Raw genomic sequence first — 18,542 nt, forward strand, 5'->3', positions numbered from 1 at the left:
AGATCACTCCTTGGCTTCGGCGGGGGCGAGCCGCGCGGCGAGGTCCGCGACGATCTCGGCGGGCGTCCGGTCGTCGGTGACGACCTCGACGGTGGCGACCTCGCGGTAGACGGGCACCCGCTCGTCGAGCAGTTTCTTGAACGTGGCGCGGGGGTTCACCCCGGCCAGCAGGGGCCGCGCACTAGACAACCCGGTGCGCTGCACGCCGGCGGCGAGGCCGACGTTGAGGAACACGACGGTGTGCTCGGCCAGCCGCGCGCGGGTGCCCGGGGTGAGCGGGGCGCCGCCGCCGAGGGACAGCACGCCCTCGTGCTCCGCCAGCGCCGTCGTGACCGCTGCTTCTTCCAGCGCGCGGAAAGCGGGTTCGCCGTCTTCCGCGAAGATGTCGGCGATGCTGCGCCCGGTGCGCGCGACGATGTCGTCGTCGCTGTCGCGGAATTCGACGCCGAGCGCCTTGGCGAGCAGCGGGCCGACGGTGCTCTTGCCCGAGCCGGGCGGGCCGACGACCACCGCGCGAGGGCTCACCACCGCTCCTCGAGGGCCTTCAGGTACGCCTCGGCGTTGCGCTTGCTCTCGGCGAGGGAGTCGCCGCCGAACTTCTCGAGCGCGGCGTCGGCGAGGACGAGCGCCACGACCGACTCGAGCACGACACCGGCGCGCGGCACGGCGCAGACGTCCGACCGCTGGTGGATCGCGACGGCGGGCTCGCCGGTCTTGACGTCCACTGTGGACAGTGCTTTGGGGACGGTCGAGATCGGTTTCATCGCGACGCGCACCCGCAGCGGCTCGCCGTTGGTGATGCCGCCTTCGAGGCCGCCAGCGCGGTTGGACCGGCGGGTGACGCCGACCGGGCCGGTGCCGCGGTCGATCTCGTCGTGGGCCTGGCTGCCCCAGCGGCGGGCGGTGGTGAAGCCGTCGCCGACCTCGACGCCCTTCATGGCCTGGACGCCCATCAGAGCGCCGGCGAGGCGGGCGTCGAGCCGGCGGTCCCAGTGGACGTGGGAGCCGAGGCCGGGCGGGAGGCCGTAGGCGAGGACCTCGATCACGCCGCCGACGGTGTCGCCCGCCTTCCGCACGGCGTCGACCTCGGCGACCATGGCGTCGGTGCCCTCCTGGCTGAAGGCGCGCACCGGGCTTTCGTCGATGGCGGCGAGGTCGCCCGGCTTCGGGAGGGGCCCCTCGGGCGCGTCCGCGCCGCCGATCGAGACGACGTGGCTGAGGATCTCGACGTCGAGCAGCTGCTTGAGGAAGTTCCGCGCGACGGTGCCGAGCGCGGTCCGCGACGCCGTCTCGCGGGCGCTGGCGCGCTCGAGGACGGGGCGGGCCTCGTCGAAGCCGTACTTCTGCATGCCGGGCAGGTCGGCGTGGCCGGGGCGGGGACGGGTGAGCGGTTCGTTGCGCGCGAGGCCTTCGAGGATCTGCGGGTCGACGGGGTCGGCCGCCATGACCTGCTCCCACTTGGGCCACTCGGCGTTCTCGATCTGGATCGCGACCGGGCCGCCCTGGGTGAGACCGTGGCGGACGCCGCCGAGGAAGTCGATGTGGTCGGTCTCGAAGCCCATCCGCGGGCTGCGCCCGAAGCCGAGGCGGCGCCGGGCGAGCTGCTCGGTGACGTCGGCGGTGGTGACGCCGACGCCGGCGGGCATGCCTTCGAGCACGGCGGCCAGCGCGGGTCCGTGCGATTCACCTGCGGTGATCCAGCGCAACATGGGCTCAATCCTGTCACGGGGGCCGGGGCCGCCCGAAGAGTGTTCCGGTCATGGCGCACCCGGGAAGAGGGCGCACAGCCAGGTGGCGGCGAGGAGGCCGGGGCCGTGCGGCACGCGGGGGCCGCTGAAGGGAGCAGCGGGGCGTGGGGTGGGCGCTGGTCGGGAGGCGGGTGTGGGCCTGGGGCGGTGCAGGTCGGCCGACGCAGCGGGCTCGGCGGGGCGCGGATCGGGCACCGGTCGCGGGTCGACTACCGCGGGGTGCAGGGCCGTTGCCCGGCGTGCTCGGGCGGTTGCCCGCCGTTGGCGCGCGCTCATCGCGATCGCGAGGGCCAAGCTGAACACCGCGGCCAGGACCGCCGCCAGCGCGAGGGCGGGCCAGCCGGCCGCTCCCAGGACCATCCCCAGGCTGCCGGACAGCTTGACGTCGCCGGCGCCGAGGCTGCCCGGTGCCAGACGGGCCACCAGCGCATGCGCGCCGCCGAACAGGAGGGCTCCCGCGGCCGCGCGCACCGCCAACGAGGGGCCGCCACCACCCAGAGCCGCCGCTCCGATCGCGGCGCCGAAGAGCGGATACGCGGGCAAGGTGAGCACATCGGGGAGGCGCAGGTGACGTAGATCGGCAAGGACGAGGGGGACGGCGACGATCGTGAGGACGACGGGGATCGGCAGCCACCACGCCGGCCAAGCCCCGGACGCCCAGCGGACGGCGGTCACGGCCGTCGCGAGCGCGGTCACGACGGCCGCTAGCTTGCGCGGGATCGGGGCCCGGGCTCGGTTGAGCGCACGGGCGGTGACGGGTGCGGTGGCCGCCGCGGCGGCGACGAGCAAGATCGGAAAAGGCATGAACCCAGGCTGCCGCGAACCGGCTGACCAGGGCAAATGTCGAGCGTCGCGAAAGGACCGTTCGCGACGTTCCGCGCCGCGTTTCACTCCTGTGGGCGACAACCGCGGCAGGCGGCACACGGGTGACGGACCCGCCCAAGCCGAGGCAGCATGGGCGACAACCGCCACGAACGGCCCGCGGGTGGCAGACCCGGCCAAGCCGCGGAGAGGCGGAAAAGCAAGGGGCTCGTCCGGGACCCCCTGCGTCCCGGACGAGCCCCACCCCGGTCACAACGTCAACCGCAGCAACGGGCGCCCACTCCCCCCGCGCACCTCCAACGCCGCCAAATCCGTCCGCTTCAACGCTGTCCCGATCACGATCCGGGCCGTGTTGTCCGGGACCGCCTTCCACGTCGCCAGCTGCGTCTCCGCCCCGGAATGCGAGATCGCCACCAGCACGTAGTCGCCGCCGCTGCGGCCGCCCGTGTAGCTGCACGACATGTCGACCTGCGTGCCCCACTCGAACGCGTCCAGGCGGGCGTCCGCGCGGACCGGGAACTGGCCCAGCGCCGTCATCGCGATCCCCGGGGACGGGGAAGGCGCCGACGCCACCACCGCCAGCGCCACGCACGCCGAGACCGCCAGCGCCGCCGACGCGGACGTCACCGCCAAGCGGATCCGGCGACCCCGGCGGACGCGGCGGAGCACCCTCGGCAGCAGGTCCGGCGGGGGCGGCGACAGCTCGGGCGCGACCGCCGGTGCGTCGACCCTGGCCAGCAGCCCCGGCAGCCCCGCCAGGTCGCGCACCGAGGCCGCGCAGCGGTCGCACGTCCTCAAATGCTCCTCGAAGCGCCGGCGGTCCTCGGGGGACAGCGCCCCGAGGACGTACGCCGCGTCGAACGTCGCGAACGGGTCCTCGCTCACTGGGTCACCCCCCTCTCCTCGAGCACCAGGCGCAGGGCGCGCAACGCGTAGTGCGTGCGCGACTTGACCGTCCCTTCGGCCACTCCCAGCCGCTGTGCCGCGTCCGCCACGGAATAGCCCTGGAAGTAACACAGCACCAGCACCTCGCGGTGCCGCTCCGACAGCTCCGCGAGCGCCTCGGCCACCAGCCAGCCCTGGACCGCGCGGTCGGTCCCGTCCGCGACCGCCCGTTCCGGCGGTTGGTCGGTCACGACCTCCGAGCGGGCCGACGCCGAGCGCCAGCCGTCGATCGCGATGCGCCGCGCGACCGTGAACAGCCACGCCCGCGCCGAGCCCGTCGACTGGTCCAGCACCGTCGTCGACCGCCACGCACGCAGCAGCGTCTCCTGGACGACGTCCTCGGCCCGGATCCGGTCCCCGGACGTCAGGTGGAGCGCGTACGACCACAGCGCGGCCGCGTGCTCCTCGTGGAGCGCGCGCATCAGCGCGTCTTCGGCGACTTCCCCCACGAACTCAGGCCGAGACCCGGCGCCGGTCCTTCACGAACAGCAGCGCGAGGCCGCCGACGATGCAGACCGCCTCCGTGATCACGCCCCAGTACTCCGGCTGGCTGTTGAACTGGTCGTGGTTCCCGGCGAACCCGACCGTCGCGGCCAGCACGTACGCGCCGAGCGTCAGGACGCCGAACCCGACCGCGCCCAGCGCCGGCAGCCAGTGCCGCCAGGCCAGCACCGCGATCGCGATGACCAGGCCGCCGATCGCGTCGAGCAGGAACAACGGCCCGACGATCCCCGGGTAGTCCTCGGTCCACAAGAAGTAGTGCACGCCCGCCGAGCCCAGCAGCGCGGCCGCCACGACGATGCGCAGAACCCAACCCACCATGATCGTTCCTCCACTCCACACCCACTCGGGTACATACACGGAACAGGGGCCGTTCGGGTTCACCGCGGATTGAACCGATGCGGTGCCGATCTCGTTCATAAGGGCATGACTGCCGAACTGCACTCCCGCCGCACCGTCCTGACCACGGGTGCCGCCGTCGCCGGTGCCGCCGTCGGCGCCGTCGCGCTCACCGCCTGCTCGTCGGACGACGCCAAGTCCGGGACCGCGCAGGCGCCGATCGCCGCCGGGACGCCGCTGGTCGCGCTCGCCGACGTCCCGGTCGGGCAGGCGAAGGCCGCCAAGGCCCCGGACGGCTCCGACGTGATCGTGGCCCGGACGTCCGAGTCCGCCTGCGCCGCCTTCAGCGCGATCTGCACGCACCAGGGCTGCACGGTCACGCCGAAGGGCGCCGACCTCGTCTGCCCGTGCCACGGCTCGGTGTTCAACGCCCTCACCGGGGAGGTCAAGCAGGGCCCGGCGAACAAGCCGCTGCCGAGCGTGCCGGTCAAGGTCGAGAACGGGAAGGTCGTCGCCGGCTGACGAGCCGGCAACGCCGGAGAGCCCTTGTGGACGGACACCGTCCACAAGGGCTCTCCGTGTGACAGAAGGAACTCAGGCGTCCCAGCCGAAGAGCTTCTCGCCGGCCGCGACGTCGCGTTCGGCGTCCAAACCGGACAGCACGTCCGCCGAGGCGTCCAGCGCTACGACCGGCACGATCGCCGAATAGCCCGCGGCGGTCACCGCTTCCGGGTCCCAGCTGACGATCGGCTGGCCGGCCCGCACCTGCTCGCCCTTGACGACGTGCAGCGTGAAGCCCTCGCCCTTCTCCTTGACCGTGTCGATCCCGAGGTGGACCAGCACGGCCTTGCCGTCCTCGGTCGCGACCACGTAGGCGTGTGGGTGCAGCGTCGCGACCGTGCCGTCGACCGGCGCGACCGCGTCCGACCGCCCGCCCGAGGGCTGCACCGCGATGCCCGGACCCACCATGGCCTGCGCGAACACCGGGTCCGGGACCTCGGTGATCGGCACCACGCGCCCGGCGACCGGGCTGAGGATCTCCAGGCTCACAGCAGGTCCTCGATGTCGCTGGCGATCGTGTCCGCCTCCGGCCCGACGATCACCTGCAGCGCCGTCGACCCCATCTTGACGACCCCCATCGCGCCGGCCTTCTTCAGCGCCGCCTCGTCGACGAGGCTCATGTCCTCGACCTCGCAGCGCAGCCGCGTGATGCAGCCCTCGATCTCGGTGAGGTTCCCCGTGCCGCCGAGTGCGGCGAGGATCTTTTCGGGCCTGTCATCCGCCATCGCGGTCTCCTTGATCACTGTTTGTTCCCAACCTGACGCGAACCGCGTGTCCACCTGTACTACGCCGTTCGTCGGCATGCACCCCGCCGCGGGCCACGAACGGATAACGGTGGTTGACACCCGTCCGCACGGCGGAGCATCCTGCCCCATCAGATCATTGGTCTAGACCGGAACGTACCAATGTTCCCGGCCGGACGCGAGCACCGGTCCCCGGTGCGACAGAAACGAGGAGGGTGACGCCGATGAGCGCGGCCGCGCACGTCCCGCCACCCGACCGGGTCGTCAACGGGCCCACGCCCAAGCACGCCCAGCTGCGCGAGATCCTCCGCCGCACGGTGGAACGGGAGCTCCCGCCCGGCGCGCCGATCCCGTCGGAACGCGAGCTCGCACAGCGCTACGGCGTGTCGCGGCTCACGGTCAGATCGGCGATCGGCAAGCTGGTCGAGGAGGGCCTGCTCGCCCGGGTGCGCGGCAAGGGCACCTTCACCGCCGCCCGGCGGATGGAGCTGCAGCTGTACCTGATGTCGTTCACCGACGACATGCGGCGGCGGGGGCTGACCCCGACGACCGAGGTGGTCTCCGCGGCCACCGAGGTCCCGCCCACCGCGTCGGCGCACGCCCTCGGCCTCGCCGAGGGCGCCCCCGCGCACCACCTGGTGCGGTTGCGCCACGCCGACGGCGTGCCCCTGGCCGTCGAACGGGGCTGGTACCACGCGGGCCGGGCTCCCGGCCTGCTCGAGCTCGACCTGACCCAGTCCATCTACGCGCAGCTGGCCGAGACGTACGACGTGCGTCCCGACCAGGCGTGGCAGACGGTCTGGGCCGAAGGAGCGGACCGCGAGACGGCCCGGTTGCTCGGCATGCGCGCCGGCAGCCCCCTGCTCGTGTTCCGCCGGGTCTCCAGCGCAGGCGGGGACCCGATCGAAGACATCACGTCCTGGTACCGGGGAGATCACTACCAGGTGACCATGCAGTTGGACCGGAACACCCCGGAACCCGGTCAACCACCCCACTATGGAGGTTCCAGATGAGCTCCACCACCGCGGAGGGGGCGAAGAAGAGCGGCGGCGGCCTCGCCGGTCTTCAGCGCTTCGGCCGTAGCCTCATGCTTCCGATCGCCACCCTCCCGGCGGCCGGCCTGCTGAACCGGTTCGGTCAGGACGACCTGCTCGGCAAGGACGGCCTGGGCTGGGACAAGGTCGCCGCGGTCATCGGCGCCGCGGGCAACGCGCTCTTCGACTGGCTGCCGCTGCTCTTCGCGATCGGTATCGCCGTCGGTTTCGCCCGCAAGGGCGACGGCTCGACCGCGGTCGCCGCGGCGGTCGGCTGGGTCGTCTTCAACCGGGTGATCCAGGCGATCGCCCCGATCAGCAGCCAGACCGGCTACAAGCCGAGCTGGGACGGCTCGCCGCTGCACTGGCCCTACAGCGTCCTGACGGGCATCGTGGCCGGCATCGTCGCCGCCCTGCTTTGGCAGCGGTACCACCGGATCAAGCTTCCCGCCTGGCTGGCGTTCTTCGGCGGACGGCGGTTCGTCCCGATCATCACCGCGTTCACCATGATCATCCTCGGCGTGCTCTTCGGCCTGGTCTTCAAGTACGTCGACGCCGGTATCCAGAACCTCGGCGAGGCGATCGTCGGCGCTCCGGTCGTCGGTGGCGGCATCTACGGCTTCTTCAACCGCCTGCTCATCCCGGTCGGTCTGCACCAGCTGCTGAACGTCCCGGTGTGGTTCATCTTCAACGGCGGCGACCTGACCAACTTCTTCAACCACGTGCAGGGCTCGGGCACGTTCATGACCGGGTTCTTCCCGGTCTTCATGTTCGCCCTGCCCGCCGCGGCGCTCGCCATCTGGCAGACCGCGCGCCCGGCGCAGAAGAAGGTCGTCGGCGGTGTGATGATCGCGGCCGCGCTGACCTCGTTCATCACGGGTGTCACCGAGCCGATCGAGTTCTCGTTCATGTTCGTCGCGTGGCCGCTGTACATCTTCCACGCGATCATGACCGGCATCACGCTCGCCGTGGTCAACGCCCTGGGCATCAAGCTCGGGTTCTCGTTCTCCGGTGGCGCGATCGACTTCGCGCTCAACTCGAGCCTGGACACCGCGCACAAGGCCTGGCTGCTCATCCCGATCGGCCTCGTCCTCGCGGTGATCTACTACTTCGTGTTCCGGTTCGTCATCACGAAGTGGAACCTGCGGACGCCGGGCCGCGAGGACGACTCGATCGAGGCGGACCTCGAGCGGACTTCCGCGAAGTAACATCAGCACCGACGTAACCCCTGTTTGACGAGAGGACGAACATGCCGGAGAAACGCGTCGCCGTGGCGAGCAAGGTGGGCCTGCACGCCAGGCCGGCCGCGCTGGTGGCGAAGGCGGCCGCGGCGCAGCCCGTCGCGGTGCAGATCGCCAAGGCCGGCGGGAGCCCGGTGGCCGCCGGCAGCGTGCTCAACCTGATGACGCTCGCCGCCGGGTACGGCGACGAGGTCGTCATCAGCGCCGAGGGCGAGGGCGCCGAGGAGGCCGTGGAAGCGGTCGCCCAGCTGGTCGCCACCGACCTCGACGCCTGAGCAGTACCCCGCGAAGGCCTTCGCACCGGTCCCCGACACCGGTGCGGGGGCCTTCGCGGCGTTTCGTAGGCTGGACGCATGGAAAGCGTGCGCTTGGTCGGGGACTGGCCGGTGGACAACGCCGCGACGGCCGTGGTTTCCGCGGACGGAACCGTCGTGGGCAGCCACGGCGACACCGCCCGGAAGTTCCGGCTGGCCTCGGTCAGCAAGCCGCTCACCGCCTACGCCGCGCTCATCGCGGTCGAAGAAGGCGTCGTCGAGCTGGACACCCCGGCCGGGCCCGAGGGCTCGACCGTGCGGCACCTGCTGGCCCACACCTCCGGCCTCGGGTTCGACGCGCACAAGGCCATGGCCGCGCCCGGTACGCGGCGGCTCTACTCCAACGCCGGGTTCGAAGAACTCGCCGACGCGCTGGCCGAGCACTCCGGCATCCCCTTCGCGCAGTACCAGGCCGAAGCGCTCTTCGCGCCGCTCGGTATGACGAGCACCACGCTCGACGGGTCGCCCGCCGCCGACGTCGTGTCCACTGTGGACGACCTGGCCGCGTTCGCCGCCGAGCTGCAGTCCCCCAAGCTGCTCGACCCGGCCACCGTCGCCGGGGCGACGAACGTCGTGTTCCCCGGCCTGTCCGGGGTGCTGCCCGGGTTCGGGCACCAGAAGCCGAACGACTGGGGCCTCGGCTTCGAGATCCGCGACCACAAGAGCCCGCACTGGACCGGCGCGAACAGCTCGCCGCGCACCTTCGGGCACTTCGGCCAGTCGGGCACGTTCCTCTGGGTCGACCCGGACGCGGGCGCGGCCTGCGTCGCGCTGACCGACCGCGCGTTCGGCCCGTGGGCCGCCGAGGTCTGGCCGCGCTACACCGACGCCGTGCTGGCGGAATTGAGCGCGTGAAGCCGCTCCTCGCCGCGCTGCTGCTCCTGCTCGCCGCCTGCAGCGCCCCTGCGACGGCACCCGCTCCCCCGCCTCCTTCACCGGCCGCCGAGACCGCTCCGCCGGCGCTCGGGACGAACGGCGCCGCCGTGCCGGTGCTGCGCTGGACGCCGTGCCACGGGAAGTTCCAGTGCGCGGCCGCGGCCGTGCCGCTGAGCTACCGCGAGCCCCGCGGTCCGGCGATCACGCTCTCGGTGATCCGGTTGCCGGCGGGCGACCCGGCGCGGCGGCTCGGCTCGCTGTTCTTCAACTTCGGCGGCCCGGGCACCGACGGCGTCGGCGAGCTGACGCGGTTCGCCGACCGCTACCCCGCCGAGGTCCGGGCCCGGTTCGACCTGGTGAGCTTCGACCCGCGCGGGATCGGCGGGTCCGCGCCGGTCAGCTGTCCCGGCGCCGACCACGCGCCCGCGCCGGGCTCGCCGCTGCGGCAGCCGGACGCGTTCTTCGCGGCGAGCGCCGCGACGGGCCGGGCCTGCGCCGCGTCGGGTGCCTTGCTGAGTCACCTGTCGACGGCGAACGTGGCCCGCGACCTGGAGCTGCTGCGCCAAGCCGTCGGCGACGCGACGCTGAACTTCTACGGCTACTCCTACGGCACCTACCTGGGCGGCACGTACGCGAACCTGTTCCCGGACAAGGTGCGCGCCCTGGTCCTCGACGGCACGCTCGACCTGGTCGCGAACGCCACCGGCAAGCCGGGGCAGGAGAAGGAACCCGTCGACGTCCGCGCCGACGTCGCCGGGGCGCAGCAGCAGGAACTGGACCAGTTCTTCGCCGTGTGCGCGGCGGCCGGGCCGAAGTGCGCGTTCTCCGGCGGTGACCCGAAGGCGAAGTTCGCCGGGATCTTCGCGCGGGCCTCGCGCACCACGGGCGTCGGCTCGCTGATGCGGACGGTCGACAGCGCGCTGTACCAGTCCGGCCGGTGGAAACGGCTCGCGCAGACCCTTTCCGCGATGCCGGCGGACTCCGGCCCCGCCTCGCCGGTGCTCGACCCCTACGTGCCGACGCACTCCGCGGCGTTCCTGGCGGTCCAGTGCGTCGACAGCGACAACCCGTCGTCGCCGGCGGACTATGCGGCGCTGGCGGCTCGCGAAAGCGTGCGTCAGCCGTACTTCGGGCTGGGGTCGGTGTTCTCGATGGCCCAGTGCGTGGGCTGGCCGGCGCACGACGCCGACCGGTACACGGGGCCGTGGAACCGGGCACGGAAGAACCCGGTCCTGGTGCTGAACAACCGGTTCGACCCGGCTACGCCGTTGCACAACGCCCAAGCGACGGCGGCCGAGCTGGGCGACGGCAGGGTGCTCGTCGTCGACGGGTTCGGCCACACGTCACTGGACGCGCCGAGCGCGTGCGCCTCGGCGGCCGTGACGCGGTACCTGACGGACCTGGCGGCGCCGGCCGAAGGGACGACCTGCGCGCCGGACGTCGTCCCGTTCTCGTGAGTAAGAAACAGTGTTCCAACCCTGTTTCTCACTCACGACCAGCGGGGGCGGGCGGTTCAGCCGAACGGACGCCTCACCAGGGTCTTTGGACCCTGCCCGGCGGGGGTTCCGGGTGGTGTCATGGTTCTCGTGCGGGCCCGCCGCCGGGCCGGTGCGGGGACCTCGGGCCCCGGCGGGCCGCACGCCTACTCCATCAGCCGGATCGGTTCCCCCGCCTGGTAGGCCGCGATGTCCTCGACCGCGTCGCCGTAGAAGATTTCGTACGTCTCGCGGGCGACGAACCCCAGGTGCGGCGTCAGGACGGCGTTGTCGAGCGTCCTCAGTGGATGGTCGGCGGGGAACGGCTCGACGTCGTAGACGTCCAGCGCCGCCGCCCGGATCTCCTTGCGCCGCAAGGCGTCCACCAGCGCGGCTTCGTCGACGATCGGGCCGCGCGAGGTGTTCACCAGGAGCGCGCTGGACTTCATCGCGGCGAGCTCGGCCGCGCCGACCAGACCGCGGGTGCGTCCGCTGAGCACCAGGTGGATCGACAGCACGTCCGAGCGGGCGAACAGGTCCTCTTTGGACACCGCCGTCACGCCGTGCGGATCCGCCTTCTCCGGCGTGAGGTTCTGGCTCCAGGCGATGGTTTCCATGCCGAAGGCCTGCCCGATCTTCGCCGCGCCGGCCCCGAGGCGGCCGAGGCCGAGCAGGCCGAGCGTCTTGCCGTGCAGCATGGTCCCGACGGTCGTCTGCCACCCGCCTTCCCGCATGGACCGGAACTCCTGCGGCAGGTTCCGCGACGCGGCCAGGATGAGCGCCCACGTGTGCTCGGCGGTCGGCTGGCCGAGGTACCCGGTCTTCGACACGACGACGCCGTTGCGCTTGGCCGCCGGGACGTCGATGGCGGCGTTGCGCGGGCCGGTGCTGACCAGCAGCTTGAGGTCGGGCAGCCGGTCGAGCACCGCGGCCGGGAAGCGGGTGCGCTCACGCATCGCGACGACCACTTCGAAGCCCCGCAGCTGCTCGACGACGTCGGTGAGGGGCTCGGTGAAGACCGTTATGTCGGCCTTCAACGAGTCCCAGTCACCGAAGGTCAGAGCGACGTCCTGGTAGTCGTCGAGGATCGCGATGCGCATGATCTCACCGTAGTGGCACCAGTGCGTCCACGCGTCCTTCGTGCCACCGCCTGGGATGACGTGAATGACTCATTCATGTCGCCTGACGACAGGAATGAGTCATTCACGTCACTTGGGGAGCCCGGCCGATCAGCCGCGCGGGACGAAGACGTCCACGCGGACCAAGTGGTGGTCGGAGGCGTCGTTCAGCCGGGCCAGCGGGTCGGCCGGCACCGGCCAGAACACCTCCGCGTGCCAGGGCAGCAGGCCCTTCGACGGCAGCACGTAGTCGGTCCGCAGGTTGCCCGGCGCGACGTCGTTGAAGTCGCCCGTGTCGTAGAACGGGTCGCTCTGCTGCCCCACGTTCGCGCCGCCCTGGGCCTGCGCGGCCAGCACCGCGCCGCGGCTGCCCGGGTGCGTCTGGATCACGCGGCGCGCGTTGAGCAGCTGGTCGATCGCGCCCGGGACGCTGTCGCCGTCGAGCGGGTCGGAGTTGTTGTCGCCCGCGACCACGAACCGCTCCGACGCTCCCAGGCCGCCGTGGTGGCCGCGGTCGTCGTGGATGTATCCGCCCTTACCCGGCGTCACGTAGTCCCCCCAGAAGCGGATCTCGTCGTTGTTGCGGGTGCCGTTGCGGTCTTCCGGGCCGTCGAAGCTCGGCGGCGTCGGGTGCGAGACGAGGAAGTGCACGGTCGAGCGGCCGATCTTCAGCGGCAGGTCCCAGTGCGACTTCGACGACAGCCGCAGCACGTTCAGCTCCGCGGCGTCGTACCAGTCGTGCGGCGCCGGCGTGGCCGGGTCGTCCGGCAGCAGCGCGCCCGGCATGTCCTTCCAGAGGAACTTCTGGAACGTCCGGACGTGCGCGAGGTCGATGGGATACTTCGACAGGACGAGCAGGCCGTACTGGCCCTCGAAGGTGCCGAAGCCCTGGGCGTCGTTGCCGCCGCCGACCGTGCCGCTGCGGTCGAGGTCGAAGCCCGTCGGGACGCCCGTGTTGACCGGCGCGGTGTAGGCGTACGGGTAGTCGATCGGCTTGGCGCCGTTCTGCCCGACGGCCAGGTAGTTCTTCCGGAACAGGTCCGCGGCGGCGTTGCCCGGCACGTAGTCGAACTCGTTGATCAGCTGGACGTCGGCGCGGTTGCGCTGGACGACCTCGGCGACTTCGCGCGCCTGGGCGTCGTCCGGCGTCGAGAGGTCGGTCACCAGCTGCCCGGCGGCGGCGCGGTTCAGCGAAGCGTTGAAGGTGGCGAAGCGGACGTTCTGCCCGAAGCCGGCGGAAGCGGTGGCGGGGACGAGCAGGGCGACGAGCACGGCCACGGACAGGCCGGCGGCGAAGCGTTTCACGGTCTTACCTCCCAGTCGGCGGTCACCCTATGCCGGATTCCGCCCGTCCGGGTGAGCACCAGGTGAACGAATCCCCTTCTTGAACACGTTCGAAACCGGCTACCGTGCCGCACGTGGCCAAGAGCGAGGAAACGCGGTCCCTGATCGTCACGACCGCGATGCGGCTGTTCATCGAGAACGGCTACGACCGCACGACCATGCGCGCGATCGCCGCCGAAGCGGGCGTCTCGGTCGGGAACGCGTACTACTACTTCTCGTCGAAAGAACAGCTCATCCAGGGTTTCTACGACGAGATCGCCCGGCAGCACCTCGACGCCGCCCACGCCCGGATCGACGGCGAAAGCGCCTTCGCGGCCCGGCTGAAGACCGTGCTGCTGTGCTGGCTGGACGTCGCCGCGCCCTATCACCGCTTCGGCACGCAGTTCTTCGTCAACGCGGCCGACCCGGAGTCGCCGCTGAGCCCGTTCAGCGACGACTCCTCGGCCGCCCGCGAAGCGTCGATCGGCCTCATGCGCGACGTCGTCGACGGATCCGACGTCAAGCTCGATCCGGAGCTTCGCACCCAGCTGCCGGAACTGCTGTGGCTCTACCAGATGGGCGTGGTGCTGTACTGGGTCCACGACCGCTCGGCCGGCACGAAGCGCAGCCGGATGCTGGTGGAGCGCAGCGTTCCGCTGATCGCGCGGCTGGCCGCGCTCTCCCGGCTGCGGGTGTTCCGCCCGGTCAGCCGGGAGATCGTGGACCTGATCCAGGACCTCGCTAAGCGGGACTGACCGCCCGGAAGTAGAGGAACCGCGGCTTGGTCCGCAGGTTCGCGTCCCACTTCGGGTCGGCTTCGGCCGCCTCCGGGGCCGGCATCGGCTCGACCAGCTTGTCGACGGCGAAACCCGCGTCACGCACCGCCTGGAACGTCCAGCTCAGCGGGCGCCGGTAGAAGCGGACCCGCCGACCGGGCGGGAACTCGTCTTCGAGCAGTTCCAGCTCGAAGTAGTTCTCCTTGCCGAACCAGCGCCAGTCCTCACCCGGGTGGTGCACCGAAAACGCCAGCGCTCCCCCGGGCTTGAGGATCCGGCGGAATTCGGCGAGCGCCGGTCCCCAGTCCTTCAGGTAGTGCAGGACGAGCGACGCCGTGATCACGTCGATCGAGCCCTCTTCGAGGTCGAGGGGGCGGGTCACGTCCGCGACCTCGAAGCGCGCCACGTCGCCGAACTTCCGCCGGGCCAGGGAAACCAGCGCCGCGCTCGCGTCGACGCCCAGGACGTCCGCGCCGCGCTCGGCCAGCAACGCGCTCAGGTGCCCCGCCGCGCAGCCGACGTCCAGGACGCGCCGGCCCGACACGTCGCCGGCCAGGTCGAGGATCGCCGGGCGGTCGTAGAGAGCGTTCGTCACGGACTTCTCCGCGTGCGACGCGTAGTCCTGGCTGAACGCGTCGTACTGCGCCGCCCGCGCCCGGCCGAGGATTTCTTCGATCACCTCGGTCTTCGCGTCGGCGTAGTGCTGGATGTACTTCCACTCCTTCGCGGCGAGTTCACGCTTCTTCGCCGCGTACAGGTCACGCTCCTCCGGGTGCGCGCGCATCCGGTCGCGCAGGAGCCGGTAGCGCTCGGCCTGGCCGTTGCCGGGCGAGTACACGTGCAGGTTGACGTTGGTGTCCGGGCCCTTGAAGCAGCGGTGCTTCTCCCAGTCCGGCTCGCGGATGACGAGCCGGTAGCCCGCCGCCTCCAGCGCGGGGACGTAGGTGTCCTCGGCACCGGAGTCCGGCACCTCGAGGAGGATGTCGACGCACGGCTTGGCGCACAGGCCCGGCACCGAGGTCGACCCGACGTGCTCGAGAACGAGCACCTGGTCGCCGAGCACGCCCCGGATCCGCTCGGCCTCGCGCTCGAAGAGCTTCGGCCACTCCGGGTCGTAGTCGACGAGCAGGACCGTGGAGTTGAGCTGCGGCGCGTCGCCGCCCACCCACCCCGACTCGATCTCGGTCTCGCGCAACGCTTCTTGGCTGGTCATTCCGGTTGACCCCCTTCTTCAAGGCAGTCCGCCAGAATATCGGCCGGCGCAACCGGTTTTCAGGAGATCGGCAGCGGCAGCAGGTTCCCGGTCGCTTCGCGCAGCGCGTCCCGCATCGCCGCGCGCGGGGCCGGCCGCCCGGTGAAGTGCTCGGCCTGCCCGAACGCCTGGTGCAGCAGCATGTCCAGCCCGGTCGCGAGCCGGCCGCCCCGCGCCGCGACGGCCTCGGCCAGCGGCGTCGGCCACGGGTGGTAGATGACGTCGAGGACGTGCGCGACGCCCGCCAGCTCGGCCGCGTGCGGGGCGACCGCGTCCGGCGGCACGGTGTTCACCAGCACCGCGGAGGACCCCAGAGAGGCGAAGTCCGCGTCAGCCCAGCGAAGCACGTCGACATCGAGCGAAGCCCGCTTCGCCGCGTCGAGGGTTTCGCCGGCGCGCGCGGGTTCTCGCACGACGAGCCGCACCTGCCGCACGCCGAGCGCCGCGAGCCCGACGACCGCCGCGGCCGCCGTGCCGCCAGCGCCGAGCACCACCGCGGTGTCCGACGGCGCCGGCTCGTAGCCGCCCGCCGCCCGCAGCGCGCCCGTGACGCCGTCGACGTCGGTGCAGTCCGCGAGCCAGCCCTTCGCCGTGCGGACCAGGGTGTTGGCCGCGCCGACCGCGGTCGCGCGCGGGGTCACCTCGTCCGCGTGGTCCAGCGCCGCGCGCTTGCCCGGCATGGTGACCGAGAGCCCGGCCCACTCCGGGCCGAGGCCGTCGACCAGGCCCGGCAGCTCCTCGGCGCTCGTCTCGATGCGCTCGTACGTCCAGCCGGTCAGGCCGAGCGCGGCGAACGCGGCGCCGTGCAGCACCGGGGACAGCGAGTGCGCCACCGGCTTGCCGAGCACGGCGGCGCGGCGCGGCTCAGAAGACACCACGTTGCTGGGCCAGCTTGACGTTGGCCTTGTGCTCGTCGAACGTGACCCCGAAGCAGGAGAGGCCGTTCTTCTCGCACTTGACGAAGTAGACCCACTCCCCGGCCGTCGGGTGCACCGCCGCCTGGATGGCGTCGGCGCTGGGCACCGAGATCGGGGTCGGGGTCAGGCCCGTGTTCTTGTAGGTGTTGTACGCCCCGGCCCGGTTCCGGTCGTCGTCGTTGGTCGCCAGCGTCGGGCGGTCCAGCACGTAGTTGACCGTGGAGTCCATCTGCAGCCGCATGTTGCTCGCCAGCCGGTTGTAGATCACCCGCGACAGCTTGCCGAAGTCGGCCTTCACCGCCTCGCGCTCGATGATCGAGGCGATGATCAGCGTCTGGTACGGCGTCATCCCCGGACCGGTCGACTGCGGGCTCAGCCCGGCGTTCTGGATCGCCTCGGTGGAGCTGCGCACCAGCTGCCCGATGATCTCCTGCGGGGACGCGCCCGGCCGGACGTCGTAGAGGCCGGGCGCGATGAGGCCTTCGAGCCGCCGGTCCTTGCGGTCGGCCTTGTTCGCCGGCTCGATGGCCCAGTCGGGCACGCCGAGCGTCTTCAGGTCGGCGCCGTCGACCACCTTGCGCAGGTCGTCGGCGGTCACGCAGGTGCTCTTGCCGTTGATCTGCGCGCAGGACGCCTTCGCCATCAGGCTGTACACGCCGGGCGTGACCTTGCCGTCGGGCTGGGTGATGTCGTCGAACTGCGTGTACGGCCGGATCTCCAGCTGGCCGACCCGCGAGGCCGCGTCGGTGATCCGGTCGACCGCGCTGGCGCCCGACATGTGCGACTTCATCACGTAGAAGCCGTGCTGGATCCGGGCGAGCTTCGGGTTGTCCTCACCGGCCTTGACGAACGCCTTGCCGCTGGCGACGACGCCCGCCGTGGCGAGCTTCGCGCCGATCGCCGACGTCGAATCGCCGTCGTCGACCTGGAACAGCACGTCCCCGTCGCCGGCGCCCTCGAAGTCGTCGTAGCCGAAGATCTTGTTGAAGCCGTAGTAGGCGCCGCCGGCGAGCAGCACGATCACGACGAGCGCGGCGACCCAGCCGAGGGCGCGCTTGCCCTTTTTCTTCTTCTTGCGCGGCTGCTCCGGCTCGTCCTCGTACTCGTCGTACTCGGCGTCGTCGTAGTCCTCGTAGCCTTCGGCGTACTCGTCGTAGTCGTCGTACTCCGCGTACTCGTCGCCCTCGGCGAAGAACTCTTCGGGCTCATCGCGGGCCGGTTCCGCCGGGGCCTGGGCGGGGATGATGTCGGTCGGCGGGTCCTCGCGGACCGGCGGGGGCGGCGGGCGGCGGCGCCGCGGCGGCTCCAGGCCGGGTTCGGGCACGCCGACAGACCGGTCACCCGGCTGGACGGGCCGCCGCGGGGGTTCCGGCGCGCCGCGACGGGGGTCGGCGTCGGGGTCGGGCGCCGCGCGACGCCGGTGCGACTCGGCTTCGTTCGGGTCCGGCGCGGCCCGCCGGCGGCCGGCGGGCGGCTCGACGGCCTCGACCGGCTCGGGCTCGGCCCGGCGACGCCGCCGAGGGCCTTCGTCCGGGGCACCCCGGAGCCGGGCGGCCTGCGCTTCGGCGGCCTCTTCCAGGTCGAGCATCGCCTGGTGGCGGCGGGCCGCGTCGGCTTCGGCCAGCTCTTCGGGACTCGGGCGGCGCCGGCGGGCATCCGCCCCTTCGTCCGGGCTCGGCGCGGGACGGCGGCGGCGCGGCGGCTCCTCGGGGGCCGCGCGGCGGCGCCCTGGCTCGGGAGCCGCGCGACGCGGGGGCGGGCCGTCAGCACCGTCGTCGAGCCCGTGGCGGGCGCGGACGGGGGCCGAGCGCTCGGCTTCCCGGGGGTCGAAGTCGTCGTCGGCCGGGGGCAGCGTGCCCGGCGGTTCGAGGCGGCGACGGCGGCCGGACGGCGGCGCGTCGCGGCGCGGGTCGTAGCCCGGCTCGGGGCGCGCCCGGCGCGACGGCTGGGGCAGCTCGTGGGACCCGCTGTGCCGCGACGGCTGCGGGAGCTCCTGGTACCCGCTCGCGCGGGGATCGGGGCGGGACGGCGGCGGGGTGGCCGGTCCCGGTTCGCGGAGTCGCCTGCGCCCGCGAGGGGGCTCAGGTGGCTGCTCGTTCATCGGTCTCCCTCCCGGGCGCGGTGCGCAGCGGCGGCGTCGATCCAGGCCTGCAGGATCTCCACGGCGGCGGCCTGGTCGACCACCGCACGCTGCTTGCGGCCTTTGACCCCGCGCTGGGAGAGGATGCGGGATGCGGTGACCGTGGTCAGCCGCTCGTCGCCCAGCCGGACCGGCACGGGCGCTATCCGCCCGGCCAGGCGTTCAGAATACGCGATCGCCAGCTCGGCCGCCGGACCCTGGCGGTTGGCGAGCGTTCGGGGCAGGCCCACGATCACCTCGACCACCTCGTGCTCGGTGACGAGGGCGGCCAGCTGGTCCAGATCACTGTCGTCGGTCGCATCGCGGGAGAGGGTAACCAATGGCGACGCCAGCACGGGGGCCGGATCGCTCAGCGCCACCCCGACCCGGACGGATCCGACGTCCACGCCGAGGCGGCGGCCGCGCCCCGGATCGGCC

General features: G+C 72.2%; 21 protein-coding genes. 7 read left to right on the forward strand and 14 right to left on the reverse strand.

The features are described 5' to 3' along the window. Window positions 1-3: 3 nt before the first annotated feature. The 6 genes from ABFJ78_RS21245 to ABFJ78_RS21270 all read right to left on the reverse strand — a co-directional run bounded on the left by ABFJ78_RS21245 (window position 4) and on the right by ABFJ78_RS21270 (window position 4,337). On the reverse strand, window positions 4-525 hold the full coding sequence (locus ABFJ78_RS21245) for a shikimate kinase (RefSeq protein WP_436388096.1): 522 nt from the start codon (window positions 523-525) through the stop codon (window positions 4-6). Next, window positions 522-1,709, reverse strand: a complete 1,188-nt coding sequence (aroC, locus tag ABFJ78_RS21250) for a chorismate synthase (protein ID WP_436388097.1) — start codon at window positions 1,707-1,709, stop codon at window positions 522-524. Before aroC ends, ABFJ78_RS21245 begins: the two co-directional genes overlap by 4 nt. Before the next feature lie 48 nt (window positions 1,710-1,757). Next, entirely contained in the window at window positions 1,758-2,552 is a 795-nt protein-coding gene (locus ABFJ78_RS21255; protein WP_436388098.1) for a prepilin peptidase, read from the reverse strand. A 267-nt stretch (window positions 2,553-2,819) separates the two neighbouring features. After that, a complete protein-coding gene (locus ABFJ78_RS21260) occupies window positions 2,820-3,455 on the reverse strand; it encodes an anti-sigma factor family protein (protein WP_436388099.1) in 636 nt (211 codons plus the stop codon). Beyond that, entirely contained in the window at window positions 3,452-3,964 is a 513-nt protein-coding gene (locus ABFJ78_RS21265; RefSeq protein WP_400880182.1) for a sigma-70 family RNA polymerase sigma factor, read from the reverse strand. Before ABFJ78_RS21265 ends, ABFJ78_RS21260 begins: the two co-directional genes overlap by 4 nt. Window positions 3,965-3,968: 4 nt before the next feature. After that, window positions 3,969-4,337 (reverse strand): hypothetical protein, encoded by a 369-nt coding sequence (locus ABFJ78_RS21270; protein WP_086678274.1) that lies wholly within the window; start codon window positions 4,335-4,337, stop codon window positions 3,969-3,971. Between the two features lie 105 nt (window positions 4,338-4,442). On the opposite strand from ABFJ78_RS21270, the gene ABFJ78_RS21275 reads away from it, so the two are divergent. Further along, complete coding sequence (locus ABFJ78_RS21275) at window positions 4,443-4,877, forward strand: ubiquinol-cytochrome c reductase iron-sulfur subunit (RefSeq protein WP_372668021.1); 435 nt, start codon at window positions 4,443-4,445, stop codon at window positions 4,875-4,877. 72 nt (window positions 4,878-4,949) lie between these two features. Here ABFJ78_RS21275 and ABFJ78_RS21280 read toward each other — a convergent pair whose 3' ends face one another. Next, complete coding sequence (locus ABFJ78_RS21280) at window positions 4,950-5,405, reverse strand: PTS sugar transporter subunit IIA (protein WP_364446486.1); 456 nt, start codon at window positions 5,403-5,405, stop codon at window positions 4,950-4,952. Beyond that, window positions 5,402-5,641, reverse strand: a complete 240-nt coding sequence (locus ABFJ78_RS21285; protein WP_400889934.1) for a glucose PTS transporter subunit EIIB — start codon at window positions 5,639-5,641, stop codon at window positions 5,402-5,404. Before ABFJ78_RS21285 ends, ABFJ78_RS21280 begins: the two co-directional genes overlap by 4 nt. Window positions 5,642-5,883: 242 nt before the next feature. Here ABFJ78_RS21285 and ABFJ78_RS21290 point away from each other — a divergent pair, with 242 nt between their 5' ends. The 5 genes from ABFJ78_RS21290 to ABFJ78_RS21310 all read left to right on the forward strand — a co-directional run bounded on the left by ABFJ78_RS21290 (window position 5,884) and on the right by ABFJ78_RS21310 (window position 10,581). Further along, a complete protein-coding gene (locus tag ABFJ78_RS21290; RefSeq protein WP_364446484.1) occupies window positions 5,884-6,672 on the forward strand; it encodes a GntR family transcriptional regulator in 789 nt (262 codons plus the stop codon). After that, complete coding sequence (locus ABFJ78_RS21295) at window positions 6,669-7,901, forward strand: PTS transporter subunit EIIC (RefSeq protein WP_436388100.1); 1,233 nt, start codon at window positions 6,669-6,671, stop codon at window positions 7,899-7,901. Before ABFJ78_RS21290 ends, ABFJ78_RS21295 begins: the two co-directional genes overlap by 4 nt. A gap of 41 nt (window positions 7,902-7,942) precedes the next feature. Beyond that, window positions 7,943-8,209, forward strand: a complete 267-nt coding sequence (locus tag ABFJ78_RS21300) for an HPr family phosphocarrier protein (protein WP_013224593.1) — start codon at window positions 7,943-7,945, stop codon at window positions 8,207-8,209. A gap of 78 nt (window positions 8,210-8,287) precedes the next feature. After that, on the forward strand, window positions 8,288-9,103 hold the full coding sequence (locus ABFJ78_RS21305; RefSeq protein WP_436388101.1) for a serine hydrolase domain-containing protein: 816 nt from the start codon (window positions 8,288-8,290) through the stop codon (window positions 9,101-9,103). Beyond that, window positions 9,100-10,581: an alpha/beta hydrolase gene (locus ABFJ78_RS21310; RefSeq protein ID WP_436388102.1), complete on the forward strand. Its 1,482-nt coding sequence runs from the start codon at window positions 9,100-9,102 to the stop codon at window positions 10,579-10,581. Before ABFJ78_RS21305 ends, ABFJ78_RS21310 begins: the two co-directional genes overlap by 4 nt. Window positions 10,582-10,766: 185 nt before the next feature. On the opposite strand, the gene ABFJ78_RS21315 is transcribed toward ABFJ78_RS21310, so the two are convergent. Both ABFJ78_RS21315 and ABFJ78_RS21320 read right to left on the reverse strand, forming a co-directional pair. Then, window positions 10,767-11,699: a D-2-hydroxyacid dehydrogenase family protein gene (locus ABFJ78_RS21315; RefSeq protein ID WP_436388103.1), complete on the reverse strand. Its 933-nt coding sequence runs from the start codon at window positions 11,697-11,699 to the stop codon at window positions 10,767-10,769. Between the two features lie 129 nt (window positions 11,700-11,828). Continuing rightward, on the reverse strand, window positions 11,829-13,022 hold the full coding sequence (locus ABFJ78_RS21320; RefSeq protein ID WP_436388104.1) for an endonuclease/exonuclease/phosphatase family protein: 1,194 nt from the start codon (window positions 13,020-13,022) through the stop codon (window positions 11,829-11,831). 113 nt (window positions 13,023-13,135) lie between these two features. Between ABFJ78_RS21320 and ABFJ78_RS21325 the strand changes: the two genes are divergently transcribed. Beyond that, window positions 13,136-13,795, forward strand: a complete 660-nt coding sequence (locus tag ABFJ78_RS21325) for a TetR family transcriptional regulator (RefSeq protein ID WP_436388105.1) — start codon at window positions 13,136-13,138, stop codon at window positions 13,793-13,795. On the opposite strand, the gene ABFJ78_RS21330 is transcribed toward ABFJ78_RS21325, so the two are convergent. From ABFJ78_RS21330 to ruvX, 4 genes are read right to left on the reverse strand one after another with little or no spacing between them, the layout of a single operon-like run. Next, a complete protein-coding gene (locus ABFJ78_RS21330; RefSeq protein WP_436388106.1) occupies window positions 13,782-15,029 on the reverse strand; it encodes a GrpB family protein in 1,248 nt (415 codons plus the stop codon). The genes ABFJ78_RS21325 and ABFJ78_RS21330 overlap by 14 nt on opposite strands. 59 nt (window positions 15,030-15,088) lie before the next feature. Continuing rightward, a complete protein-coding gene (locus ABFJ78_RS21335; RefSeq protein WP_436388421.1) occupies window positions 15,089-15,916 on the reverse strand; it encodes a shikimate dehydrogenase in 828 nt (275 codons plus the stop codon). A 16-nt stretch (window positions 15,917-15,932) separates the two neighbouring features. Continuing rightward, window positions 15,933-18,086, reverse strand: coding sequence for an endolytic transglycosylase MltG (gene mltG, locus ABFJ78_RS21340; RefSeq protein WP_436388107.1), 2,154 nt, complete (start codon window positions 18,084-18,086; stop codon window positions 15,933-15,935). Next, window positions 18,083-18,511 carry a Holliday junction resolvase RuvX gene (gene ruvX / locus ABFJ78_RS21345; protein ID WP_315863291.1) on the reverse strand — a complete coding sequence of 143 codons (429 nt, stop codon included), beginning with the start codon at window positions 18,509-18,511 and terminating at the stop codon, window positions 18,083-18,085. The genes mltG and ruvX overlap by 4 nt, the downstream gene beginning before the upstream one ends. Between the last annotated feature and the right edge of the window lie 31 nt (window positions 18,512-18,542).

Source organism: Amycolatopsis sp. MEPSY49 (assembly GCF_051337345.1).
Taxonomy (GTDB): Bacteria; Actinomycetota; Actinomycetes; order Mycobacteriales; family Pseudonocardiaceae; genus Amycolatopsis.

Coding starts and splice junctions, on each gene's coding strand:
- aroC (WP_436388097.1), bottom strand. CDS start 1,709: ATGTTGCGCTGGATCACCGCAGGTGAATCGCACGGACCCGCGCTGGCC.
- ABFJ78_RS21255 (WP_436388098.1), bottom strand. CDS start 2,552: ATGCCTTTTCCGATCTTGCTCGTCGCCGCCGCGGCGGCCACCGCACCC.
- ABFJ78_RS21270 (WP_086678274.1), bottom strand. CDS start 4,337: ATGGTGGGTTGGGTTCTGCGCATCGTCGTGGCGGCCGCGCTGCTGGGC.
- ABFJ78_RS21275 (WP_372668021.1), top strand. CDS start 4,443: ATGACTGCCGAACTGCACTCCCGCCGCACCGTCCTGACCACGGGTGCC.
- ABFJ78_RS21285 (WP_400889934.1), bottom strand. CDS start 5,641: ATGGCGGATGACAGGCCCGAAAAGATCCTCGCCGCACTCGGCGGCACG.
- ABFJ78_RS21290 (WP_364446484.1), top strand. CDS start 5,884: ATGAGCGCGGCCGCGCACGTCCCGCCACCCGACCGGGTCGTCAACGGG.
- ABFJ78_RS21295 (WP_436388100.1), top strand. CDS start 6,669: ATGAGCTCCACCACCGCGGAGGGGGCGAAGAAGAGCGGCGGCGGCCTC.
- ABFJ78_RS21300 (WP_013224593.1), top strand. CDS start 7,943: ATGCCGGAGAAACGCGTCGCCGTGGCGAGCAAGGTGGGCCTGCACGCC.
- ABFJ78_RS21305 (WP_436388101.1), top strand. CDS start 8,288: ATGGAAAGCGTGCGCTTGGTCGGGGACTGGCCGGTGGACAACGCCGCG.
- ABFJ78_RS21315 (WP_436388103.1), bottom strand. CDS start 11,699: ATGCGCATCGCGATCCTCGACGACTACCAGGACGTCGCTCTGACCTTC.
- ABFJ78_RS21330 (WP_436388106.1), bottom strand. CDS start 15,029: ATGACCAGCCAAGAAGCGTTGCGCGAGACCGAGATCGAGTCGGGGTGG.
- mltG (WP_436388107.1), bottom strand. CDS start 18,086: ATGAACGAGCAGCCACCTGAGCCCCCTCGCGGGCGCAGGCGACTCCGC.